This window comes from Bradyrhizobium erythrophlei, assembly GCF_900129425.1.
Taxonomy (GTDB): domain Bacteria; phylum Pseudomonadota; class Alphaproteobacteria; order Rhizobiales; family Xanthobacteraceae; genus Bradyrhizobium; species Bradyrhizobium erythrophlei_C.
Map to the genome: position 1 here is coordinate 2,249,362 of NZ_LT670817.1, position 22,114 is coordinate 2,271,475.

The 22,114-nt window shown below is 62.7% G+C and carries 24 protein-coding genes and 1 pseudogene; 15 read left to right on the forward strand and 10 right to left on the reverse strand.

What is annotated here, in order from left to right; translation table 11 throughout:
• The first annotated feature begins 1 nt into the window (after nucleotide 1).
• The 7 genes from B5527_RS10575 to B5527_RS10605 are packed head-to-tail and all read left to right on the forward strand — an operon-like array spanning nucleotide 2 to nucleotide 5,897.
• Entirely contained in the window at nucleotides 2-1,108 is a 1,107-nt protein-coding gene (locus B5527_RS10575; RefSeq protein WP_079601237.1) for a carbon-phosphorus lyase complex subunit PhnI, read from the forward strand.
• Nucleotides 1,105-1,989, forward strand: coding sequence for an alpha-D-ribose 1-methylphosphonate 5-phosphate C-P-lyase PhnJ (locus tag B5527_RS10580; RefSeq protein ID WP_079601238.1), 885 nt, complete (start codon nucleotides 1,105-1,107; stop codon nucleotides 1,987-1,989). Before B5527_RS10575 ends, B5527_RS10580 begins: the two co-directional genes overlap by 4 nt.
• Nucleotides 1,982-2,782 carry a phosphonate C-P lyase system protein PhnK gene (gene phnK / locus B5527_RS10585; protein ID WP_079601239.1) on the forward strand — a complete coding sequence of 267 codons (801 nt, stop codon included), beginning with the start codon at nucleotides 1,982-1,984 and terminating at the stop codon, nucleotides 2,780-2,782. Before B5527_RS10580 ends, phnK begins: the two co-directional genes overlap by 8 nt.
• An 8-nt stretch (nucleotides 2,783-2,790) precedes the next feature.
• Nucleotides 2,791-3,489: a phosphonate C-P lyase system protein PhnL gene (phnL, locus tag B5527_RS10590; RefSeq protein ID WP_079607201.1), complete on the forward strand. Its 699-nt coding sequence runs from the start codon at nucleotides 2,791-2,793 to the stop codon at nucleotides 3,487-3,489.
• Nucleotides 3,490-3,504: 15 nt separating this feature from the next.
• The gene (locus tag B5527_RS10595) at nucleotides 3,505-4,662 is read left to right on the forward strand and encodes an alpha-D-ribose 1-methylphosphonate 5-triphosphate diphosphatase (RefSeq protein WP_079601240.1); all 1,158 of its coding nucleotides are present in this window, start codon (nucleotides 3,505-3,507) and stop codon (nucleotides 4,660-4,662) included.
• The gene (gene phnN, locus B5527_RS10600) at nucleotides 4,659-5,237 is read left to right on the forward strand and encodes a phosphonate metabolism protein/1,5-bisphosphokinase (PRPP-forming) PhnN (RefSeq protein WP_079601241.1); all 579 of its coding nucleotides are present in this window, start codon (nucleotides 4,659-4,661) and stop codon (nucleotides 5,235-5,237) included. The genes B5527_RS10595 and phnN overlap by 4 nt, the downstream gene beginning before the upstream one ends.
• A 48-nt stretch (nucleotides 5,238-5,285) precedes the next feature.
• The gene (locus tag B5527_RS10605) at nucleotides 5,286-5,897 is read left to right on the forward strand and encodes a pyridoxamine 5'-phosphate oxidase family protein (RefSeq protein WP_079601242.1); all 612 of its coding nucleotides are present in this window, start codon (nucleotides 5,286-5,288) and stop codon (nucleotides 5,895-5,897) included.
• A gap of 25 nt (nucleotides 5,898-5,922) precedes the next feature.
• On the opposite strand, the gene B5527_RS10610 is transcribed toward B5527_RS10605, so the two are convergent.
• Nucleotides 5,923-6,144 (reverse strand): hypothetical protein, encoded by a 222-nt coding sequence (locus B5527_RS10610; protein ID WP_079601243.1) that lies wholly within the window; start codon nucleotides 6,142-6,144, stop codon nucleotides 5,923-5,925.
• Between the two features lie 227 nt (nucleotides 6,145-6,371).
• Between B5527_RS10610 and B5527_RS10615 the strand changes: the two genes are divergently transcribed.
• Nucleotides 6,372-7,355 (forward strand): lysylphosphatidylglycerol synthase domain-containing protein, encoded by a 984-nt coding sequence (locus B5527_RS10615; RefSeq protein ID WP_154072148.1) that lies wholly within the window; start codon nucleotides 6,372-6,374, stop codon nucleotides 7,353-7,355.
• A gap of 14 nt (nucleotides 7,356-7,369) precedes the next feature.
• Here the strand turns inward: B5527_RS10615 and sugE are convergent, their stop codons facing one another.
• Together sugE and B5527_RS10625 are read right to left on the reverse strand one after the other, a co-directional pair.
• Nucleotides 7,370-7,693: a quaternary ammonium compound efflux SMR transporter SugE gene (gene sugE / locus B5527_RS10620; protein WP_079601244.1), complete on the reverse strand. Its 324-nt coding sequence runs from the start codon at nucleotides 7,691-7,693 to the stop codon at nucleotides 7,370-7,372.
• Complete coding sequence (locus tag B5527_RS10625) at nucleotides 7,690-8,394, reverse strand: class I SAM-dependent methyltransferase (RefSeq protein ID WP_079601245.1); 705 nt, start codon at nucleotides 8,392-8,394, stop codon at nucleotides 7,690-7,692. The genes sugE and B5527_RS10625 overlap by 4 nt, the downstream gene beginning before the upstream one ends.
• Before the next feature lie 201 nt (nucleotides 8,395-8,595).
• Here B5527_RS10625 and B5527_RS10630 point away from each other — a divergent pair, with 201 nt between their 5' ends.
• The 3 genes from B5527_RS10630 to B5527_RS10640 all read left to right on the forward strand — a co-directional run bounded on the left by B5527_RS10630 (nucleotide 8,596) and on the right by B5527_RS10640 (nucleotide 10,554).
• Nucleotides 8,596-9,801: a DUF3419 family protein gene (locus B5527_RS10630; RefSeq protein WP_079601246.1), complete on the forward strand. Its 1,206-nt coding sequence runs from the start codon at nucleotides 8,596-8,598 to the stop codon at nucleotides 9,799-9,801.
• A gap of 127 nt (nucleotides 9,802-9,928) precedes the next feature.
• Nucleotides 9,929-10,156, forward strand: coding sequence for a hypothetical protein (locus tag B5527_RS10635; RefSeq protein ID WP_154072149.1), 228 nt, complete (start codon nucleotides 9,929-9,931; stop codon nucleotides 10,154-10,156).
• A 101-nt stretch (nucleotides 10,157-10,257) separates the two neighbouring features.
• Nucleotides 10,258-10,554, forward strand: coding sequence for a hypothetical protein (locus B5527_RS10640; protein ID WP_079607203.1), 297 nt, complete (start codon nucleotides 10,258-10,260; stop codon nucleotides 10,552-10,554).
• A 9-nt stretch (nucleotides 10,555-10,563) separates the two neighbouring features.
• On the opposite strand, the pseudogene B5527_RS10645 reads toward B5527_RS10640, so the two are convergent.
• From B5527_RS10645 to kynU, 3 genes and pseudogenes are all read right to left on the reverse strand, one after another.
• A pseudogene (locus B5527_RS10645) lies at nucleotides 10,564-11,288 on the reverse strand (DUF72 domain-containing protein).
• A gap of 51 nt (nucleotides 11,289-11,339) precedes the next feature.
• Nucleotides 11,340-12,230 carry an SDR family oxidoreductase gene (locus B5527_RS10650; RefSeq protein ID WP_079601248.1) on the reverse strand — a complete coding sequence of 297 codons (891 nt, stop codon included), beginning with the start codon at nucleotides 12,228-12,230 and terminating at the stop codon, nucleotides 11,340-11,342.
• A 139-nt stretch (nucleotides 12,231-12,369) separates the two neighbouring features.
• Nucleotides 12,370-13,620 carry a kynureninase gene (kynU, locus tag B5527_RS10655; RefSeq protein ID WP_079601249.1) on the reverse strand — a complete coding sequence of 417 codons (1,251 nt, stop codon included), beginning with the start codon at nucleotides 13,618-13,620 and terminating at the stop codon, nucleotides 12,370-12,372.
• A gap of 221 nt (nucleotides 13,621-13,841) precedes the next feature.
• Here kynU and kynA point away from each other — a divergent pair, with 221 nt between their 5' ends.
• Together kynA and kynB are read left to right on the forward strand one after the other, a co-directional pair.
• Nucleotides 13,842-14,639: a tryptophan 2,3-dioxygenase gene (kynA, locus tag B5527_RS10660; RefSeq protein ID WP_079601250.1), complete on the forward strand. Its 798-nt coding sequence runs from the start codon at nucleotides 13,842-13,844 to the stop codon at nucleotides 14,637-14,639.
• The gene (kynB, locus tag B5527_RS10665; RefSeq protein ID WP_079601251.1) at nucleotides 14,639-15,259 is read left to right on the forward strand and encodes an arylformamidase; all 621 of its coding nucleotides are present in this window, start codon (nucleotides 14,639-14,641) and stop codon (nucleotides 15,257-15,259) included. Before kynA ends, kynB begins: the two co-directional genes overlap by 1 nt.
• A 30-nt stretch (nucleotides 15,260-15,289) precedes the next feature.
• Here the strand turns inward: kynB and B5527_RS10670 are convergent, their stop codons facing one another.
• The 4 genes from B5527_RS10670 to B5527_RS10685 all read right to left on the reverse strand — a co-directional run bounded on the left by B5527_RS10670 (nucleotide 15,290) and on the right by B5527_RS10685 (nucleotide 19,341).
• Entirely contained in the window at nucleotides 15,290-16,627 is a 1,338-nt protein-coding gene (locus tag B5527_RS10670) for an amidase (RefSeq protein WP_079601252.1), read from the reverse strand.
• Nucleotides 16,628-16,708: 81 nt separating this feature from the next.
• Nucleotides 16,709-17,677 (reverse strand): ABC transporter substrate-binding protein, encoded by a 969-nt coding sequence (locus B5527_RS10675; protein WP_079601253.1) that lies wholly within the window; start codon nucleotides 17,675-17,677, stop codon nucleotides 16,709-16,711.
• A 30-nt stretch (nucleotides 17,678-17,707) separates the two neighbouring features.
• The gene (locus B5527_RS10680; RefSeq protein WP_245332571.1) at nucleotides 17,708-18,562 is read right to left on the reverse strand and encodes an ABC transporter permease; all 855 of its coding nucleotides are present in this window, start codon (nucleotides 18,560-18,562) and stop codon (nucleotides 17,708-17,710) included.
• Nucleotides 18,559-19,341, reverse strand: a complete 783-nt coding sequence (locus B5527_RS10685) for an ABC transporter ATP-binding protein (protein WP_079601254.1) — start codon at nucleotides 19,339-19,341, stop codon at nucleotides 18,559-18,561. The genes B5527_RS10680 and B5527_RS10685 overlap by 4 nt, the downstream gene beginning before the upstream one ends.
• Before the next feature lie 547 nt (nucleotides 19,342-19,888).
• Here B5527_RS10685 and B5527_RS10690 point away from each other — a divergent pair.
• Both B5527_RS10690 and B5527_RS10695 read left to right on the forward strand, forming a co-directional pair.
• Nucleotides 19,889-21,145, forward strand: coding sequence for an ABC transporter substrate-binding protein (locus tag B5527_RS10690; protein WP_079601255.1), 1,257 nt, complete (start codon nucleotides 19,889-19,891; stop codon nucleotides 21,143-21,145).
• Nucleotides 21,146-21,238: 93 nt separating this feature from the next.
• Nucleotides 21,239-22,114 (forward strand): branched-chain amino acid ABC transporter permease, encoded by an 876-nt coding sequence (locus tag B5527_RS10695; protein WP_079601256.1) that lies wholly within the window; start codon nucleotides 21,239-21,241, stop codon nucleotides 22,112-22,114.

A 22,114-nucleotide genomic window follows, 5' to 3' on the forward strand; every position in this document is an offset into this window, starting at 1 on the left:
CATGTATGTCGCCGTCAAGGGAGGCGAACGCGCCATCGAGAACGCCCATCGGCTGCTGGCGCATGAGCGCCGCGGCGATCTCGGCGTTCCGGAAGTGTCGCTCGATCAGATATCCGGGCAACTCAGTCTCGCGGTCGACCGCGTAATGGCGGAAGGCTCGCTGTACGATTGCGAACTCGCAGCACTCGCCATCAAGCAGGCGCGCGGCGACATGATCGAGGCGATCTTTCTGGTCCGGGCGTTCCGCGCCACCTTGCCGCGTTTCGGCGCGACCGAACCGGTCGATACCGGCACGATGCAGGTGCACCGCCGGATTTCCTCGACATTCAAGGATATTCCAGGGGGCCAGGTGCTCGGGCCCACCTTCGACTACACCCACCGTCTGCTGGACCCGCAACTCGCCGACGGTCTCGTTCCGGAGCCGCCCGCAACGTCGGTTGCATCGCCCGCGGCGATGCCACGCGTTACCGACATACTCGGCCGTGACGGTCTGATCGAGCCATCGCCCACGGCGGACGCCGACTCTCCCGTTGGCGATCTCACGCGTGAGCCGCTCAGCTTCCCCGCCGATCGCGATCTGCGGCTGCAGAACCTGGCGCGCGCCGACGAAGGCTTTCTGCTGGCGCTGGGTTATTCGTCGCAGCGGGGTTATGGCCGCAGCCACCCGTTCGCCGGCGAGATTCGCTTCGGCGAGGTCGAGGTGGAATTTTTTGCCGAAGATGTCGGATTCGCGGTGCCGCTCGGCGGAATCGCGCTGACCGAATGCCAGATGGTCAATCAGTTCAAGGGTTCGGCGACGGAAGCGCCGTGCTTTACCCGCGGTTACGGTCTGGCGTTCGGGCAAAGCGAGCGCAAGACGATGTCGATGGCGCTGGTGGACCGCGCATTGCGCGCGCGCGAACTAGGCGAAGAAGCTGTCGCGCCTGCGCAGGATGAAGAGTTCGTGATGTCGCATTCCGACAATGTGCAGGCGACCGGCTTCGTCGAGCACCTCAAGCTGCCGCATTATGTCGACTTCCAGTCCGAACTAGGTCTGCTGCGCAAGCTGCGCAAGGAATTTTTCGAGGCGGCCGACGCTTCGGCCGGCATGCAGGAGGCCGCGGAATGAACGCGCCGACCTACAACTTCGCCTATCTCGACGAACAGACCAAACGGATGATTCGCCGCGCCATCCTGAAGGCGATCGCGATCCCCGGCTACCAGGTGCCGTTCGCCAGCCGCGAAATGCCGATGCCCTACGGCTGGGGCACCGGCGGCGTGCAGGTCACGGCGGCGATTCTCGGCCCCGACGACGTGCTGAAGGTGATCGACCAGGGCTCCGACGACACCACCAACGCGATCTCGATCCGCAAGTTTTTCGCCAAGACCGCCGGCGTCGCGACCACGACTTCGACGGTGGATGCCACCGTGATCCAGACCCGGCACCGAATTCCCGAAGCAGCGCTGCATGGCGGGCAAGTCTTGGTCTATCAGGTGCCGATCCCGGAGCCGCTGCGTTTTCTCGAGCCACGCGAGACCGAAACGCGGCGCATGCATGCGCTCGGTGAATACGGGCTGATGCACGTCAAGCTATACGAGGACATTGCCCGCTTCGGGCATATCGCGACCTCATACGCCTACCCGGTGAAGGTCAATGCCCGCTACGTGATGGATCCGTCGCCGACGCCGAAATTCGACAATCCGAAGATGGATGATTGTCCGGCGCTGCAGCTGTTCGGCGCCGGCCGCGAGAAGCGCATCTACGCGATACCGCCGCATACGTCGGTGGTGTCGCTCGACTTCGAGGATCATCCGTTCACGCGCTACCGCTTCGATGCGCCCTGCGCGCTGTGCGGCGCGGATGATTCCTACCTCGACGAAATCGTCACCGACGACCGGGGCGGCCGGATGTTCGTCTGTTCCGACACCGATTACTGCGAGACCCGCCAGACCCAGGGTCATCGCGGCAGCGAGAGCGCGGCTCCGCACAAGGAGAGGCCGCATGGCTGAACATCAACGCGCCGGCGATGGCGATCAACCCCTGCTGGTTGCGGACCGGTTGGGCAAGAACTATGGCCGGCTGACCGCCTGCCGCGACGTGTCCTTTGCGCTCTATCCCGGCGAAGTGCTGGCAATCGTCGGCGAATCCGGATCGGGCAAAACCACGCTGCTGCAATTGCTGTCGGCGCAGCTTGCGCCGAGCGCGGGTCAGGTGTCGTACCGGATGCGCGATGGGGTGATGCGCGACCTCGCCGCGCTTGGCGAAGCCGAACGACGATTTTTGTTTCGCACCGACTGGGGCTACGTGCACCAGGACCCCGCGCTGGGATTGCGAATGGCGGTGTCGGCCGGCGCCAATGTCGGCGAGCGGCTGATGGCGGTGGGCTGGAATCACTATGGCCGGATCAGAGACACCGCGTCATCCTGGCTGGAGCGGGTCGAGATCGACATCGGACGCATCGACGATGCGCCGCGGACCTATTCCGGCGGGATGCGGCAGCGGTTGCAGATTGCGCGCAATCTGGTCACCGAGCCCCGTCTGGTGTTCATGGATGAGCCGACCGGCGGGCTCGACGTATCGGTGCAGGCGCGGCTGCTCGACCTGATGCGTAACCTCGTGAGCGAGTTGAACCTCGCCGCCATCGTCGTCACCCATGACCTCGCGGTGGCGCGGCTGTTGTCGCATCGTGTCATGGTGATGAAGGGCGGCCGGGTCATCGAGACCGGGCTGACCGACCAGGTGCTCGACGATCCCCGCGAGCCCTACACCCAATTGCTCGTCTCCTCGATTTTGCCGGCATGAGCGCGCCAATGACTGCGATGATCGAAATCACCAACGCGGAAAAGACCTTCACCATGCATCTGCAGGGTGGCGTGCAGCTTCCTGTGGTGCGCGGCGTGTCGTTTCAGGTCAAAGCGGGCGAGTGCGTGGTGCTGGCCGGCCCGTCGGGCGCCGGTAAATCGTCGATCCTGAAAATGATCTTCGGCAATTACCGCTGCGATGGCGGCCGTATCGGCATCCGTCACCAGGGCACAGAGATCGATCTCGCGAAGGCCGAACCGCGGCAGATCCTCAGCGTGCGCCGCGCCACCATTGGTTATGTCAGCCAGTTCCTCCGCGCGGTGCCGCGGGTCGCGACATCGGACGTGGTGGCCGAACCCTTGATCGCGAACGGGGTGGCGCGCGCCGAGGCGCGCGCTCGCGCCGGCGCCTTGCTGCGCCGTCTCAATATCCCTGAGCGCCTGTGGGCGCTGCCGCCTTCGACCTTCTCGGGAGGCGAGCAACAGCGCGTCAACATCGCGCGCGGCTTTATTTCCGAGCTGCCGATCCTGCTGCTCGACGAGCCGACCGCGTCGCTGGATGCCGCCAATCGCGCCGTGGTGGTGGATCTGATCGAAGAAAAGAAGCGCGCGGGCGTTGCCATGGTCGCCATCGTCCACGACGATGAGATACGCCACCTGATCGCCGACCGAATCGTCGACGTGACATCGTTTGCGTCAGCGGCATGAAGGAAGAGACGTGAGATGACTGCGACCGGATCTGAAACCGTATTTGGCAACGCCAGGATTGTGCTGGCGGATCGGGTAATCGAGCGCGGCTGGATCGCTTTTGTGGATGGCCGCATTGCGGAGTTCGGCGAGGGTAACGCTCCCGGAAGGAGCGAGGACGCCGGCGGCGACCTGATCATGCCGGGCCTGATCGAACTGCACACCGATCATCTCGAGGCGCATTACGTGCCGCGCCCAAAGGTATTCTGGGACCCGATCGCCGCCGTGGTTTCCTATGACGGGCAGTTGGCGACCTCGGGCATCACCACGGTGCTGGATTCGCTGCGGGTCTGGCGCGAGGACGGCGCCGAGGAGGTCGATGGCAGGGCGGTCGTGCTGGCCAAGGCGATCGCATCGGCGCGCGATGCCGACCTGCTGCGGGCAGATCATTTCTTGCACCTGCGCTGCGAAATTCCGATGCCTGATGTGGTCGAAGACGCCAAGGAACTGATCGGACGGCCGGATGTGCGGCTGATGTCGCTGATGGACCACACGCCGGGGCAACGCCAGTTTCGCGACGAGGGTAAGCTGCGTGACTATTATCGCGGCAAGGGCGCCGGCATGACCGACGCCGAACTCAACACGCTGTTTGAACGGCGTTTTGCCTATCAGAAGGCCTATGCGGCGACCAATATGCGCGCGATCGTGGCGCTGGCGCAGCAATACGAAATACCACTGGCCAGTCACGACGACACCACCGACGAGAATGTCACCGACGCTATCCGGGACCGCGTTTCGGTGGCGGAATTTCCGACCACGATCGAAGCCGCGCGCGGGCTGCATCAGGCCGGCATCGGCATTCTGATGGGAGCGCCGAATGTGGTGCGCGGGGGCTCGCATTCCGGCAACATCGCCGCGGTCGATCTCGCCCGCGAGGGACTGCTCGATATCCTGTCGTCCGACTACATTCCTTCCAGCCTGCTGATGGCGGCGCTGCAACTGCCGCAGCGCGTGCCGGGCATCGATCTGGCGTCCGCCATCCGCACCGTCACCAAGACGCCCGCCGAAGCGGTCGGTCTCGCGGACCGCGGCGAAATCGCGGCCGGCAAGCGTGCCGACCTGATTCGCGTGCATGTGGCCCGGGACATTCCGGTGGTGCGAAGCGTCTGGCGCGAAGGACATCGGGTGGCATGACGGACGCGCCGACCGAATCCGATCATCGGTCGGCCACAATCGGGCGCGGCCGGCTGATCCTGGTGATCGGTCCGAGTGGTGCCGGCAAGGACACGCTGATCGGGCTTGCTCGGGACGCCTGCGCCGATGACGACCGGGTCGTTTTTCCCCGTCGCGTGGTGACGCGCGAAGCGTCGGCCTTCGAGGATAACGAGCAGATGAGCCTGGAGGCCTTCCGGCAGGCGCTGGCACGGGGCGATTTCGCCGTGCACTGGGAAGCGCATGGCCATTGCTACGCACTGCCGCGCGCCATCGATGACGATATCAGCGCCGGGCGTACGGTGGTCGCCAATGTATCACGCACCGTGGTTGGCACGATGCGCCGCGCCTACGCCGATGTCGTGGTGGTTTCGATCACGGCGCCGCCTGAAATTCTTGGCCAACGCCTCGCCGCGCGGGCGCGAGGCAGCGACGGCGAACTGGCGGGCAGGCTTCATCGCGCCGTCGACGATGCCGTGCCCGATGTCACCATTGTCAATGTCGGCAGCGCCGAACACCATGCCCGCGAATTTGTCCGCGTCATCAAGCCGCAGTGACGGAAGCGCGGCGCCGTGCCGGCCGGTGCGGAGATCAGGGGAGCGGCAATGTCTGTCATCGCAACGATTGCGGAATTGGAGACGATCTACGGTCATCCGAACGAGGCTTCCACCGTCAAGGTCGCGAACAGGATCACGCCGCAATATCGAGTGCTGATCGACAAGTCGCCATTCGCGGCTCTGGCAACCTGTGCCCCGGAGGGGCTGGATTGTTCGCCGCGCGGCGATTTGCCCGGCTTCGTCCGTGTTCACGATGAGAAGACGCTGATGATGCCCGATCGTCGCGGCAACAACCGCGTCGATTCGCTGCGCAACATCGTGCGCGATCCCCGCGTTGCGCTGCTGTTCCTGATTCCGGGCTCCGGCAGCACGCTGCGCGTCAATGGCCGCGCGCAGGTGTCGGCTGACGCGGATTTGCTGGCGTCGTTTCGGATCGACGGCAAGGCGCCGCGCACAGTCATCGTCATGACCGTGGAGGAGATTTATTTTCAGTGCGCCCGCGCCATCGTCCGGTCCGACTTGTGGAATCCGGACAAGCGCGTCGACCCCAGAAGTCTGCCGACGCCGGGCCAGATTCTCGCCGACATGAGTGAGAACCGCGTCGGCGGCGAGGACTACGACAGAGCGTGGCCGGAGAGGGCGCGGCAGTCGCTGTGGTGAAGGATTGTTACGAACGAGCCAATGCTCAGGCCGCGACGTCCCACAGTCGCGGCGAGCCGCGCAACAGCACGCTGCGGCCTTTGCGCGTAATCGCCGGGCCATCGTCGCTCATCGCCGCCAGTTGAAGCGCGATGAGTCGCTCGAGGACCGATCGGTTCACGGCTCGGGAATTCCGTGCGGGCGCGCGCAGCGCCTTTAACCCTTCCCATTGATCGGGCGTGAGATCGTAGTCGAATTCCGCGTTCATGCTGCCTCGAAACGGTTGGGTCTTTCGCCTGTGTCTTACAAAGACAGCGTGAACGGGGTGCGACCATAATGCGTCCGGACTTCGATTTAACGAGACAACCTGTTTCCAGACTGGATCGCCGGTGCCCGAATTGACCGATGCCGGTAACGCGACTGTCACATCAACGTGTCAATGGGGTGTGTCGGCCACCCGAATCGGGCGGCACGTTAATTGACGCTGCCGAATGGATGAACACCCTGGAAGTCACCGTGCTGCAAAAGACGCCTGGCAGCAGTGCCCGAGTGAAGGGCCTCGGTGTCGCTATCAGCATCGCCATCGCCGGGATGGCCATATTCGCGCTGACGCATGCGCTCAAGCACGTCGACTACGGCGAAGTGCTGGCGGTCGTTCGCCATACCAGCACGGGGCTGATCGCAGTGGCGTCGCTGCTCGTGGTCGCCTCCTACGGCAGTTTGACCCTTTACGATCTGCTGGCGTTGCGCACCATCGGGCGTACCGACGTTCCCTACCGGATCGCCGCTCTCGCCAGTTTCACCAGCTATCCGATCGCGCATGGAATAGGTGCGGTCGCGCTGGTCTCGCCGGTCATCCGCTATCGAATCTATTCGTGCAACGGCCTCGGCGCCGTCGACGTGGCGAATATCTGTTTTCTGACCGGACTCACATTCTGGCTGGGCAACCTCACGGCACTCGGCCTCAGCCTGCTCAGCGATCCCGGCGCCATCAGCCTGTTCGACTACCTGCCGCGGACGGTCAATAGCGGGCTTGCGGCGGCGCTGCTGCTCGCCATCGTCGCCTTCCTGATCTGGAGCTGGCTTTCACCCAGAAGCATCGGGACCCGGCGTTGGCCGGTCCGGCTTCCATCCGGGCCGATGGTCCTGCTGCAGATCGCGATCGGGGTTTTCGATCTCGGCGCCGCGGCGCTTGCGATGTACGTGCTGATTCCGGCCGGGATGAATATCGATATCTTCCGGCTGACCACCGTGTTTATCGCCGCGACATTGCTGGGCTTCGCGAGCCATACGCCGGCAGGACTTGGCGTGTTTGACGCGGCGATCTTGCTCGGACTGGGCGGCGAGGACAAGGAGCCGCTGATTGCGGCGCTCCTGATGTTCCGATTCCTCTACCACTTCCTGCCCTTTGTGATGGCGCTTGGCCTGTTCGGAGCAGTGGAAGCGTGGAGAGGTTTGCGCACCAAGCGCGAGCCGTGAACCGATGCGGCAGCTTACACCGGCGAATTGAGCTTCAGCCCCACCATCCCCGCCACGATCAGCGTCAGGCAAAGGATCCGGACCGGATCCGCCGGCTCGCTGTAGACAAGCATTCCGACGATGATACTTCCGACGGCTCCAATTCCGGTCCACACCGCATAGGCCGTGCCGAACGGCAGCGACTTGAGGGCGAGGGCCATCAATCCGAAGCTGAGCGCGATCGCGGCGAGGGTCGCAGCGGTCGGCCAGAACCGGGTCAGCCCATCGGAATATTTCAGGCCGAACGCCCAGGCGACCTCGAACAGTCCGGCCGCCAGCAATGCGAGCCATCCGTTCACGGCGTCAATGGTCCCGGCGTAAACGTCAGCACGGCGCACTGCGCGTAACCGCGGAATGGGCGCTCGAACTTCAGGCTGGCGCCGCTGCTGTCAGCCATCGCCGACAGCACGGGCTCGAGATCGTCACGCGGCGTGACGTCGAACATTGCAAGCCACCGCCGCAGCAGCGCGCGGGCAACACCAGGCAATCGTTCCTGATGGCCGAAATCGACGATGTGCAGACGGCCGCCGGGCTTGAGGTTGCTCGCGGCTGCCTGGAGGACACCACGCCAGTCCGGGATCATCGACAGGCTGTAGGAAATCAAAACGTGATCGAAAGCGGGGATGCCGAACAAGGCGGACGGGTCGAACGTCGTTCCGTCGCCATGCGCGACGCGAATCCGTTTGGTCAGGCCGCGGCGCAAAATGGCTGAAATCGCGGTCGTCAGCATTTCGGTCGAAACATCGATGCCAAAAAACCGCGCCTCGGGATGCAGCCCGGCGGCCAACACCAGGTTCCTGCCGGTTCCGCAGCCGATTTCCAGCACGGTGGCGCCGGCGGCGGGATTGAGCGTGGCGATCAACTGGTCGCGACCGAGCAGATAGTATCGCCGTGTTCCGTCGTAGATGTGGCGTTGCCGGCGATACATCCGGTTCATGCGGCGGGTCGCCTCGGCCCGCCACGTGGTGTCGGCGCCGATATCGGAGGAACATGCTGACATCGCTGTACCCTCATATGCCTGTGTTGCTTATTCCCATCGGATGTTCGCGCGACAGGGGTGTGACAACTGGCCATGCCCCGCGAGGGATCGCGAAATATCGGCTGACGATACGACCTCGCACGCTGTCATCGTTCTCGCCCGCTGTCGCAAAACTGCAGCGCGCGCGCGATACCCTTGTCGGATTGCTGATTCGAGGGATGGATGAACACGCAACTTATCGCGGACGCGGTCCGCAACAGCCGAGCCGAAGGCGAAGCGAGCGTTTGGGACCGGCTGTTCGCGTTCTGGTTTCGCCGCCTGGTTTATACCCAGATCTGGGAAGACCCGGAAGCGGATCTTGCGGCGCTCCGGCTGCCGGTTGGATCGACCATCGTCACCATTTCATCCGGCGGCTGCAACGCGCTGTCCTATCTCACCGCGCAACCGGCCCAGGTATATGCGGTCGACCTCAACGAAGCCCACCTGTCGCTGCTCAAACTCAAGCTTGCCGGACTGCGTGCCTGTTCCAACTACGCCGAGTTCTGGCAGTTCTTCGGCGAGGCCGCCTCGCCCTCCAACTCCGACCTCTATCGCGAGCGGCTATGGCTCCTGCTCGACGCCGACGCGCGCGCATACTGGGACAAGCGCAACCTGATCGGGCGCCCGCGGCATGCTTACTTCACAGACGGCTTCTACCGCCACGGCATGCTCGGCCGCTTCATCGGTCTCGCTCATCTGCTGGCGAAGTTCGCCCGCATCGATCTGGCAGCGTTGCTGACCGGTAAACCCGACGCCCCCGAACGCATTCAGGCACTGGATCGTCTGCACCGGCTGTTCCATTCGCCGTTGGCTCGCCTGATCACGGGAACCCCGGCGTTGCTGTTCAGCCTGGGTATTCCGCCGCAGCAGCGGGCCCTGCTGGGCGGCGGTGCACCGCTCAACGAAGTATTGCATCAGCGGTTGTTGCGGCTGATCAACGGCCATCCCAACGAGAACAATTATTTCGCGTGGCAGGCGCTGCATCGCGGCTATCCCGGTCCCGGTGACAGCTGCCTGCCGCCTTATCTGCAGCGCAGCCAGTTCGGGCGCATGCGCGACGGCGCGGGATTGATCATTCCGGTGCATGCCAATCTTCGGCTGTTCCTGGAAAGCCTTCCGGCCCGCGAGGTCGATGCGGTGGTGCTTTTGGACTCGCAGGACTGGATGTCGCCGGAGGAGATCGGCGCGCTTTGGAATGCGATCGACCGCACCGGCACCGACCATGTTCGCGTGATCTTTCGCACCGCCGGCGCGGAATCCCCGCTCGAAAGCGCGGAGCTTGCGCCGCTCCGGCAAATCTGGGTCCGGGATGAGGAGCGTAGTGCGGATGGTTTCGAGCAGGACCGGTCCGGAATTTACGGCGGGTTCCACTGCTACATCAGGCGCTGAGGGGAGCCGGTCGGCTGGTCGTACAACCGGGTCCCTAAGACTTCTGGCGGACTCGCGCCAGAATCGTAATGACACCGTCTTGAAAATCCGCTTTAGATGGTTGCGGGTAGGGAGCCTGGAGGCGAAGATGAAGGACCTCGTTCGCTACCGCGCAATGGAATCCCTCTGCCGTCAGAGCGCGGTGTTTCACCCCCTTGAGAGCTGGCGGCTGCTCGCGCAAGCCGAGATGTGGCACCACAAGGCGCTGCAAGAAATCGAGTCCCACTCCCTGGCATGCGGCAACCCGCCGACGGCCACGCTCGCTCCAACAGAAAACTCCGACGCGCCTGATCGACGCGAATTGCTGGCGGGTTGAGCCGTCGCGACATCCGTTCGGCCTGGTGTTTGCATCGGCCGAAGAAGAACGGAACCCGGCTTTCCCTGGCGAATTATCGTGGTCAACCGAAAGGGACGGCCATGAAATTCACCACAATCCTTCTCGCGGCTACGCTGACGCTCTGCGGCGCCTTCGCGCACGCACAGAATGGCGTGCCGAGCGGCCGGGGGTCCACAACCGGCGACCCCGCCGCGAGTTCCGCCACCCCCGGCACCTCGCCGACCACGGGAAGTTCGATGAAACCGAGCCGGAGCGGAAGCGGCATGTCCACCTCGGGCGGCAGCGATGCCAATGGCGACCAGGGCCGGGACAAGATGCCCGACAGCAGTCAAGGCGTCAGGCCGCTGAACGAGCAGAACAAACCCGGCAAGATGTAAGAGAAAGCCTCAATCCAGCGATTGGCGCAGCTTCAGTGCGTCCGCAGGCGCAGCGCTCTTCTGGTCGTTGTCGAAATGGACGAACACGTCGCAGCCTTGCTTCTTCCAGGACCGGATACGTCTGCCCCAACCCGCAAGCGCCTCGGGGCGATAGTGGCCTTTGTAGCGGCCCCGCGGCCCATGCCCCCTGATATAGACGAAATCGGCGGTGCGCTTCCAGGGCGCCGGCGCATCATGATGATCGGACAGGCACAGCGAGATATTCTGTTCGGATAGCAGCCTTAGTATGCGCGGTGCGTACCAACTCGGGTGGCGAAATTCGAAACTGTAGCGGCGCTTGTTCGAGAGTAACTTGAAGAATGAGGCAAGCCGATCGGCGTCCGCCTCAAAATTCGGCGGCAACTGAAACAGGATCGGTCCGGCCTTGTCGCCCAGCAGCGACAAGCGATCTTCAAGCAGTTCGAGGCTGTTCGCGGAATTTTGCGACAGCCGCTTCCAATGGGTAATGAATTTGGATGCCTTCCAGGCAAAAACAAAGCATTTCCAGTCTGCTCGCGCCAGCTTCTCACCGCTTCCGGTGTTGGTGTCCGATAGAACACACCATTAAGCTCCGCCGTCGAGAACTGGCTGGCATAATACTGAAGCTGGCTCTTGATAGGCAAACCTTTGGGAAAGAACGGTCCGCGCCAGGAATCGTAATGCCACCCCGACGTGCCGATCAAAACCTTCGCCATGGCGTCACGATTTTTATAACGGCCTGATCGCAGCCGTTACGCGTTGCGAGATCAGGGCTGCCCCGAGCCACCCGCGGCGCCATAGACCTGGCCGGTGGCATAGCTGGCGTCGGCTGCTGCGAGTTGAACATAGATCGAGCCGAGTTCGGCGGGCTGGCCGGCGCGGCCGAGCGGCGTCTGACCGCCGAACTTTTCCAGCTTCTCCTGCGTCGCGCCGCCGGAAACCTGCAGCGGAGTCCAGATCGGTCCGGGCGCGACCGCGTTGACGCGGATGCCTTTTGGCGCAAGCTGTTTAGCCAGCGACTTCACGTAGTTCATGGTGGCGGCTTTGGTCTGCGCGTAATCGTATAGGTCGGGCGAGGGGTCGTAGGCCTGCTCCGAGGCGGTTCCGATGATGACCGAGCCGGGCTTCAGATGCGGAAGCGCCGCCTTGATGATCCAGAACGGCGCATAGATGTTGGTCTTCATGGTCGCATCGAAATCTTCCGTCGTGATATCGAGGATGGACGCGCGGGTCTGTTGCCGGCCGGCATTGCTGACCACGATATCCAGGCCGCCCAGCCCCTTGACCGCGCGATCGACCAGTTGCTTGCAGAAGGCCTCATCCCGGAGATCGCCGGGGATGGCCACGCCAACTCTTCCTTCGGCCCTGATCAGGTCGATGACTTCTTTCGCATCGGGCTCTTCGCTGGGGAAGTAGTTGATCGCGACATCAGCGCCTTCGCGCGCATAGGCAATGGCCGCTGCCCGGCCCATGCCGGAGTCGCCGCCGGTGATCAGGGCCCTGCGGCCCAAAAGGCGACCCGAACCCTTGTAACTCGTCTCACCGTGGTCGGGCCTCGGATCCATCTTGCTCGCAAGGCCGGGCCATGGCTGCGACTGCTTCTTGAAGGGCGGCCTAGGATATTTATCGACCGGGTTCTGCAATTCCTGCTGGCTCATTATTTCATTCCCTTGCGCAATCGAGATCGCGAGTGCTGGTGACCGAGATCAACGGCGATCGCGTGGTTTGGTTGCGTCCAGGACTTTTCCGCGGCCGGCAGGCGCCGCAGGACTTTCAATGCTGCGTGATCGCGAAGGCCTAGGTCACGGCAAGTCGCTGGCTATAGCGCGGATCCCGCCACACCTCGTCGCGGATGCACCCGGCGAGGATCTCGGCGGCATCCCAGACATCCCTGAAGCGGAGATAAAGCGGCGCAAAACCAAAGCGCATGATATCGGGCGCGCGGAAATCGCCGATCACGCCACGCTCGATCATGGCCTGCACGACCGAATAGCCATGCTCGAAAGCAAGCGAGACCTGGCTGCCGCGCAGCGAGCCTTCCCGAGGGGTTACGATGTCGAGACCGGGCCGCAGCGCGGTGATGCGGGCCATGAAGAGTTCGGTAAGCGACAGACTCTTTTCTCTCAGCGCCGCCACTTCGACACCCGCCAGCGCGTCGAGAGCCGCATCGACGCCGCGCAGCGAAATAATCGGTGGAGTTCCACAAAGAAAGCGTTTGATGCCGGCATCGGGCCGGAAATCACGGTCGAAGGCAAAAGGCGCCGCATGCCCCCACCAGCCCGACAGCGGATGCGTCGCCGCGCCGTGATGGGCCGTTGCAACCGAAATGAACGCGGGCGATCCCGGACCTCCGTTGAGGTATTTGTAGGTACAGCCGACCGCGAAATCGATCGCATGGCGGTCGAATTCAATTTCAATCACGCTGGCGGAATGACAGAGATCCCAGACCACCAGCGCGCCGGCCTTGTGAATTTGTTCGGTGACGGCGGCGACGTCGAGCAACGCGCCGGTGCGATAGTCGACCTGCGACAGCACGACGACCGCAACCCGTTCGTCCAGCAGAACTTCGACCGTTGGGCCGTCCGCGCCCACCAGGCGCCGCTGCATCGGCCGGCCGGCGGACTTCATGGCACCTTCGATGATGTAGAGATCGGTGGGGAAGGAAGCCGCCTCCGCGATCACCACGTCGCGGGCGGGGCGCAGCGCCATCGCGGCATGCACGGCCTTGTAGAGATTGATCGACGTAGTGTCGCAAACAACGGTCTGCCCGGGAGCAGCACCTATCAGCGCGCCGATGCGGTCGCCGAGCCGCAGCGGCATCTCGAACCATCCGGCGGAATTCCAGCTCCTGATCAGGTCGTGACCCCATTCCTGCTCGATCGTGCGGCGGAGGGTGTTCGCTGCCGCGCGCGGCATCGGTCCCAGCGAATTGCCGTCGAGGTAGATCACGCCGTCAGGAATGACGAAGCGATCGCGGAACGCGCCGATCGGATCGGTTGCGTCGCGCGCAATGCAGGCGTCGCGCGAGACGGGGCTGGCGACAGTCATTCAGAACCTCAAAACCCGAATAGGACGATCCGCAAAGCATAGGACGCCGTCGCGCATTGGCAACATGTGTTGCAGCTACCACGCCGGAGATCGCGATTGACAGCAAAAATCCATTCTTTTACGCTTAAAACAATCATTAATCGGCCAACCGAGCGAAGCGTTCAAGAGTCTGACAGGTTGCGTTCGGTATTCAGCCGCGATGCGCGAAGGGCAACAGGCAAATGAGCTTTCGCGAGGGCATGTCTTATTCGGACTATCTTGGGCTCGACCAGATTCTGAATGCGCAGCATCCGCTCTCGACGGCCCATGACGAGATGCTGTTCATCATCCAGCACCAGACGTCCGAATTATGGATGAAGCTTGCCATCCATGAGTTGAGCGCCACCTGCCGGCTGATCGCGGCGGACGATCTGCAGCCGGCGTTCAAGACGCTGTCGCGGGTATCGCGGATTCTTGAACAGCTCAATTCCGCCTGGGACGTGCTGCGCACGATGACTCCCAGCGAATACACCCAGTTTCGCGAATCGCTCGGCAGCTCCTCCGGCCTTCAGTCGTATCAATACCGCCTGATCGAGTTCCTGGCCGGCAACAAGAATGCCGCGATGATGCGCTCCCACGCCGACGACAAGCCGGCCCTGCAGCGTCTGGAAGCGGCCCGTCAGGCCCCCAGCATTTACGATCTGACGATCCAGGTTCTGCACCGTCGTGGCCTCGGCATCGATCGTGATGTCATCGAACGCGATGTCTCGGTATCCCATGCCGCCAATGACAGCGTCCGAACCGCATGGCAGTCGGTGTATCGCGATCCCGCCCGTTTTTGGGAGCTCTATGAGCTCGCGGAAAAGCTGGTGGATTTCGAGGATTACTTCCGCCGCTGGCGCTTCAATCATGTGACGACGGTCGAACGGGTCATCGGCTTCAAGCGCGGCACTGGCGGAACGTCGGGCGTTTCCTATTTGCGGAGCATGCTGGACGTGGTGCTGTTTCCCGAGCTTTGGCAGGTCAGGACCGAACTGTAATGGCTCTGATTGATATTTCACCATCGCTGCGCATCGGCATGGGCGTGTTTCCCGGCGACGCCGCTTTCAAGACGGCGCGGACCTTCACGCTTGGGCCGGGCTGTCCCGTCAACGTCGCCGAGATCGCGATGTCGACGCATTGCGGCGCTCACGCCGACGCGCCTCTGCACTACGATCCGAACGGTGCCAGTATCGACCAGCTGGACCTTGCCGACTTCATCGGGCCGGCAAGGGTGGTCGACGCCCGCGGCCCACATCCGCTTTGCGGTTTCGACGAAATCGCGGCTGCTCTTGACGGCGCTCCGCCGCGGCTGCTGTTCAGGCTGATGGACCGGCTCGATCCGATGGTGTGGCCGACGGGATTTCGCGCGCTGGCGCCGGATGCGGTGGAGCGTCTGGCCGCTGAGGGGACACGCCTGATTGGCGTCGATGTTCCCTCGGTCGATCCGGAGACCTCGAAGGACCTTCCGTCGCACATGGTCTGCCGCGCGTATGATCTCCGAATCCTCGAAAATCTTGTGCTGGCCGGTGTCGCGCCCGGTGATTACGAACTGATCGCGCTTCCCTTGAAACTTGCGGGCCTCGACGCCGCACCGGTGCGTGCCGTGCTGCGGCGGTAACGGTAAGAAGCCGCCAGCGATTGCTGTCGATTAGATCGTGGGAATGGCGGGCTCGAACTTCAAAACGCTTTCGATCCATTTCGCCACCCGAAGCAGTCGAAGGTCCTGACGATACGGGGCGACGATCTGGGCGCCGAGGGGCAGGCCGTTCCTGCCAAACCCGGCCGGGAGCGTCACGGCGGGTACACCGAGCAAGGTCCACGGCGCACAATATTCGGCATCGCCGGTATAGCTCAGGCCTGCCGGCGCTTCGCCGAAGGCCGGCAGCGTCAGCACGGCGTCGAAGCCGGAGATATCGGTTGTGAAACGCGACCGCAGTTTTTCCTGCAAAGCTTTGGCGGCAAGAAACGCGTAAGCAGAACAAGCCTTCCCCGTATGGACCAGTTCTTTCAGCCTGGCGCTGGTGCGGTCGGGATAACGTTCGACGAGATCGCCGAATATCAGCGCACCCTCGCTGGCGAGGATGGTGTTGATAGTGTTCCAGTTGGCGTGATCGAGTTCGCCGAGCTCGAGTTCTTCCAGAACGGCGCCCGCGTCGCTTAATCTTGCGATCGCCGCCTCGAACACTTTCTGCTGTTCGGGCTCGACCTTCGACCATTTTTCGAAACGCACGATCGCGAGGCGCGGCTTTTTCAGAGGTTGAACACCCCCTTCGGTATCGATCTGAAAGTTGGGCAGGAGCCGGCCATGCGGATCGCTTTCGCTTGAGGCGGCAAGCAGCGACAGCGCAAAGGCCACATCGTTGACCCGCCGGGCGAAGAAGCCGACATGATCGAGCGAGGGGCTTAGAGGATGCACGCCCGTGCGCGGGATCGCGCCGAAGCTCGGCTTGAGCCCGACCACGCCATTGAATGCCGCGGGTCTGATCACCGAGCCAAGTGTCTGCGTGCCCAACGCCAGCGGGACAATTCCCGCCGCGACCGCCGCCGCGGAGCCCGATGACGAACCGCCCGGCGTATGCCCGGAATTCCAGGGGTTGACCGTCGGCCCGGGATGACGCCAGGCGAATTCCGTGGATACCGTTTTGCCGAAGATGGTCGCGCCAAGATGGCGCAGCCGTTCGACCACCCAGGCGTCCGCGGTGGGAATGTGATCGCGGTAGATCGGGGATCCGTTCGTGGTCGGCATGTCCGATGTCGCGATGATATCCTTGATCGCTACCGGAATGCCCGACAACGGCCCAGGCCGGCGCGCGGTGTTCTGGGGAAGATATTCGAACGCTTTGAGTCGAGGCTCTATCGCCTTCGCCTGCTCAAGACGGTCCGCCGCGTAGCGATCGGCGGCGGCCTGATCGTCCTTGAACAGCCGCAGAAGCTCAAGGACCCCCGCGCCGGGTTTAGGCGCGGAGCGCGCAGTCGGATTGGTCATGTCAGCAATTCCCAGACAAACAAGTCGAGGGATGATTCGCATAGAACCCGATGACGCGCCAGAGGGGCCGGGCGGTTCGCGCTATTTCATCGCGACAGCGGAATCGATGAATTTCCTGACCACGAACGCCTTGTAGTCGGGTTGAGTCGCCAGATTGCCGAGCGCGATCTGGGTGTCCATCGACACTTTCAGCGCATCGGCGGTGATGTCCACGCTCGGGGGATAGACGCCGTCGGCGAGCATCCGCTTCACGGCGGCTTCCACCACGACGGGATCGAGCGTCGGAAATTCCTTCTTGGCAATTTCGACGGTCTTGGCTTCGTTCCCTGTCATGAAGCGCATCGCCATTTCCATGCCGTTGACCACGCGTTGCGCGGTGTCGGGATCGACGTCGTTGCGCGCGGTGACCGCCGAGAAGGCATAAGCGCCATATAATTTCGGAAATCCGAGAACGACCTTCATGCCCTTGGCCACGGCCTGATCGAGGCCCGGCTCATACATCACGGCGATATCGGCTTGCCTGGCGACGAACGGTCCGGGTTCGCTGCCGATCGCAACCGGGATCATGTCGACGTCGGTCTTGGCGTCCATGCCGTTCTCCTTCAGCAGCTTGATGAACAGCGACGTGCTGGTGGTCGGCATCAGGCCGGTGACGACCTTCTGGCCCTTGACGTCCTTGATGTCATTGAATTTGAAGTCGGGCGCGGTCGCGATCCATACCGCGGCGCCGTTCACGACATTGGCGATGACGTCGACCGGGGCACCCTTGGAGGCGGCGATCGCGGTCCATTCCGGTCCGTGGATCGAAAACTGCGCGCTTCCGGAAATCACCGCCGAGAGCGCCACGGTCGGCGCGCCGGCGGTCTCCTTGGTGAGGTCGAGGCCCTGCTGGGTGAAGAAGCCCTCGTCGATCGCCACATAGAGCGGCAGATACAGCATCGACTGGAACGCCTGCGACAGCGTGACCTTCTTGTTTTCCGCGAGCGCCGGTGTGGCGAGCAGGCTGGCGGTGAGCGCGGCGGCGCCGATGATACGCGCGAGCAACGTCATGGGATGTCTCCGTGTGTTCGACATTGAATCTTAGACCTGAACCTGATGCGTGGTGTTCGACTGCTTCCAGGGCAAACTCGTCCGCTCGATAATGTCGATCACGTAATAGAGGACGAACCCCATGATCATCAGCGTGAACAGTCCGACCCAGACCGTGTCGAGATCGTATAGGCTGGACGCGGTATAGATCATGTGACCAAGCCCGCGCTGCGATGAAATGAATTCGCCCACGACAGCGCCGACCAGTCCGAAGCCGATATTGATTCGGAACGTCGCGATGATCGACGGCAAGGTCGACGGCACCACCGCCTTGAAGAACACCTGATGCTTGTCCGCGCCCATCGAGATCAGCAGCGATTGCAGGTCGACGTCGGCGTCCTTGGCTGCCTGATAGGCCGCGATCAGCGCGACGATGGCGGTCAGTGACACCGACAATGCGACTTTGGAAACGAGCCCGGTGCCGAACCACAGCACCACGATCGGCGCCAGCGCGATCTTCGGCACGCTGTTGATGGCGACGATGAAGGGCTCGACCAGCCGCGCCACGAACACGGAGTACCACAGCGCCAGTCCCAGCAGGGATCCGAAGATGGTGCCAATGACGAAACCGAGAATGGCCTCGAACAGGGTGTACCAGGTGTCCGACAGTAGTTCGCCGCTGGCGATCATCTTGAATCCAAGAGAGAAGATTCCAGACGGCGAGCCGACCAGGAAGGCGGAGATCCAGCCGGCGCGCACGCCTGTTTCCCACAGTGCAAAAAAGGCGATCACCGCCGCCGCCTGCAGCATCGCGCGGCCGAGCGTGGTGTCGAAGGTGGCGCGGCGGCGCGCACGGCGGGTCTTCCGCTTTGGCATCGGGGCGGAGCCGGGCATCGTCAGGGTCACGCGGTTTTCTCGGTCTGGATGTCAAGCTCGGCGCAGAGCGCGTGGAAGTAACCCGAAAACCTGGTATCGCTGCGGGCGGCGATCGGCGAGGCCGCGCGGATATCGATGTCGTGCACGATCTTCACACGGGCGGGACGCCCGCTGAGCACGACGACGCGCTTCGACAGCGCCACCGCCTCATCGATGTCGTGCGTCACCAGAATGACGGTCTTGTGGTAGGTTTCGACGGCGTCCTTCAGCACCCCCTCCAGATAGAGGCGGGTCTGGTAGTCCAGCGCGGAAAACGGCTCATCGAGCAGCAGAATGTCGGGATCCATGATGAGCGTGCGGATCAGCGCCACGCGCTGGCGCATCCCGCCGGACAGTGTTTTCGGATACGCGTTCTCAAAACCGGAAAGGCCGAAGCCTTTGAGATACTCGCGCGCCTTGGCTTCGGCCTCATCGCGCTGCACGCCGCGGGTTTCCAGTCCCAGCAGCACGTTGCCGAACACGGTGCGCCACGGAAACAGCAGATCCTTCTGCATCATGTAGCCGACGCGGCCGCGCAGGCTTTCGATCTCCTCGCCGCGATACTGCATCGAGCCGGAATCGGGTTCGAGCAGGCCGGCGATGATGTTGAAGATCGTGGTCTTGCCGCAGCCGCTCGGCCCGATGATGCTGACGAAGTCGCGTTCGTTGATGTGGAAGCTGAGGTCCTCGAGCACGCGAACCTCGCCGGCCTTTCCGTGAAAGGACTTGCGGACGTTTCGAACACTCAACTGGACGGGAATTGGCTGCATTGCTCGGTAACAGGCAACTTACATGCCAAAAAGGGTGGCAGGAAAATCTTTTCCTATCAGCATGTTAGATTGGCGGGCCAATGCGGCTGTGACGTCGTGCCGCTTGTTTGGGCAGCGTCTCGATCCGTGTGCAGGGATTCCTAGTCGGGAGCGCCGCCTTGTCGTGTCGCCGCGCGGTGAACGCGCGTTTCCGTTCTGTTGAGGAGATCCAGCGCCGGCGCCAAGCCATGGACGTCAAGCCATGGGCGTCAAGGTCTCCGACTGCGGCTTTCGCTCCTACCGGACGGCCCAGGACGCGGAAACGATGCGCCGGACAATTTTCTGAACGACCTTTCCAGCAAGACCGAAACAAAACTTTGAGCGGCGGCCTGCTCCCCGATCCGGCCCCGTCGGCCCCAGGGCCTTATTGGAGCCTCGATTGGGCCCAAACCCTACTTTAGTCGGCTATCGCGGAGGAATTTGCGGTGCAGTTTCGCTTGCTGCATGCCCACGCACCGTTAGAATGGAGCTAAGGCAGTAATAAGCTGTACATCTGGAGAGAAACGATATGACAAAAACATTGCACCCGCCTGTTTCCTGGTCTTTGCGGAGCCTTCTCGGGGCGACCGCTCTAGGCCTGTTGGCGGCGGCCGGTCCGGCCTTTGCGGCAGATCCGATCAAGATCGGCGTCATCGCGGAGGCGCAGGCCATCGCCGGGGCGTCGATCCCGCAGGCGGCCCAGATGGCCGCCGATGAAATCAACGCCCAGGGCGGCGTCGACGGACGCAAGATTGAAATCGTCACCTACGACAACCACTCTTCGTCGGCGGATTCGGTTCGCGCGTTCCAGCGCGCGGTCAATGAGGACAAGGTCAATGTCGTTATCGCCAGCTACATCAGCGAAGTCGTGCTGGCGCTGGAACCCTGGGCCTCGCGCCTGAAGACACCCTTCGTTACGCCGGGTGCTGCGTCCAACGAGATCAGCAAGAGCGTCCACAATGACTATGAAAAGAACAAATATACCTTCCACGGCTATCTGACCTCGGCCGCGCTGGCGCTATCGGTCTGCGACGCCGCCAAGGAGTTGCTGGTCGAACAGAAGCACATGAAGACCGCCGTCATCATGAGCGAGGACGCCGCCTGGACCACGCCGCTCGACGTCGGATATGAGGAATGCCTGCCCAAGATCGGGCTGAAGGTGCTCGACCACATCCGCTTCTCTCCCGACACCACCGACTTCACGCCGATCTTCAACAAGATCGAGGGTTCCAAGCCCGACGTGATCATCACCGGCATTTCGCATGTCGGTGTGCAGCCGACCGTGCAGTGGAAGAACCAGCAGGTTCCGATCCCGATGCTGGGCATCAGCTCGCAGGCAACCAACGAAACCTTCGGCAAGGACACCAACAACGCGTCCGACGGCGTGCTCTATCAGGGCGTCTCCGGTCCCGACGTCGCGGTAACCCCGAAGTCGATTCCCTTCGCCGAAGGATTCAAGAAGAAGTTCGGCAACTACCCTTCCTATGCCGGCTATACCTCGTATGACGAAGTCTATTACATCGCCGACGCCGTGAAGCGGGGAGGCTCGACCGATGCCGACAAGCTGGTCGCGGCGCTGGAAAAAACCGACTGGGAAGGCACCATCGGCCGTGTCCAGTTCTACGGCAAGGAAGACCAGTTCACCCATTCGATCAAATACGGCAAGGGTCTGATCACCGGCCTGATGCTGCAGTGGCAGGATGGCAAGCAGGTCAGCGTGTGGCCGAAGGAAGTCGCCAAGGGGACGTTGAAGTTCCCGAGCTTCATCAAGGTCACGTCGAACTGATAATCCAATGACGATGCTCCCGGGTTCGGCCCGGGAGCATTTTCACATTTGTAATCTTCTTAGAGAGGCAGCGGTGCTGCGCGGCCATTATAAATGCTTGCGTTTCAGATTCTGATCGACGGCTTTGCCATCAGCGCGTTGTACGCTTTGGGGGCAACCGGCTTCACCCTGATTTTCGGCGTCTCCGGCGTGCTCAATCTCTCGCACGGCGCCATCATGGTGCTGGCGGCGGTGGCAGCATGGGCTGCCGCAAGCGTGCTGCACATGAACACCTATGAGGGCGCGCTGGTCGGCGTCGCGACCGCGCTGGTCGCAGCGCTCGTCACCTATTTCGCGGTGGTGCAGCCGATCCAGAAATCGAGGCGAATTCCCAACGAGGAGAAGGAAATTTTCGTTCTCACCGGCACGCTGCTGTGGGGAATCATGATTCAGGAGCTGATCGCGTATTTCTTTACCAACAACGCCAAGACCGTGCTGCCGATCGTCGAGGGCGTCGTCAACATCTTCGGCGTACGCACCCCTCAAAACGAAATCTTCACCGCGGTCGTCTGCTGCTGGGTGATCGGCCTGCTCTGGCTGATGGTGAACCGCACCCGCACCGGCAAGGCGGTGCTGGCGGCATCGATGAACCCGCGCGGCGTCACCCTGCTCGGGCTTGAGCTGACCAACATCTATATCGTGGTCTGGGCGATCTACGGCATTCTCGCCGGCATCGCCGGCGTATTGCTCGGAATGTTTCTCGGCGTCAGCTCCTACAGCGTCGGGCCGCTGACCGCGAGCGCGTTCTCGATCGTGGTGCTGGGCGGTCTCGGCAGCGTCTCTGGCTCGCTGATCGCCGCCTTCGTGGTCGGCTACCTCGAAACCTTCACGGCCTATCTGGTCTCGCCCGCCTACCGGACCATTCCGGCACTGCTGCTGTTGGTCATCGTCATGTACATACGGCCGCAAGGCCTGCTCGGGAGGCGATGA